This window comes from Pseudomonas sp. DCB_AW, assembly GCF_026240895.1.
Lineage (GTDB): Bacteria > Pseudomonadota > Gammaproteobacteria > Pseudomonadales > Pseudomonadaceae > Aquipseudomonas > Aquipseudomonas kermanshahensis.
Genome location: NZ_JAPFCE010000177.1, coordinates 1 through 466 on the forward strand (window position 1 = coordinate 1; position 466 = coordinate 466).

A 466-nucleotide genomic window follows, 5' to 3' on the forward strand; every position below is an offset into this window, starting at 1 on the left:
TTACGGGAGGCAGCAGTGGGGAATTTTGGACAATGGGGGAAACCCTGATCCAGCAATGCCGCGTGTGCGAAGAAGGCCTTCGGGTTGTAAAGCACTTTTGTCAGGGAAGAAATCCTTTGGGCTAATACCCTAGGGGGATGACGGTACCTGAAGAATAAGCACCGGCTAACTACGTGCCAGCAGCCGCGGTAATACGTAGGGTGCAAGCGTTAATCGGAATTACTGGGCGTAAAGCGTGCGCAGGCGGTTGTGTAAGACAGGTGTGAAATCCCCGGGCTTAACCTGGGAATTGCATTTGTGACTGCACGACTAGAGTGTGTCAGAGGGGGGTGGAATTCCACGTGTAGCAGTGAAATGCGTAGATATGTGGAGGAACACCAATGGCGAAGGCAGCCCCCTGGGATAACACTGACGCTCATGCACGAAAGCGTGGGGAGCAAACAGGATTAGATACCCGGGTAGTCCA

Annotated in this window: 1 rRNA gene; it reads left to right on the forward strand. The window is 53.4% G+C overall.

The features are described from left to right. Positions 1-466: ribosomal RNA gene (locus OO306_RS28145) — 16S ribosomal RNA — on the forward strand; the annotation flags it as partial.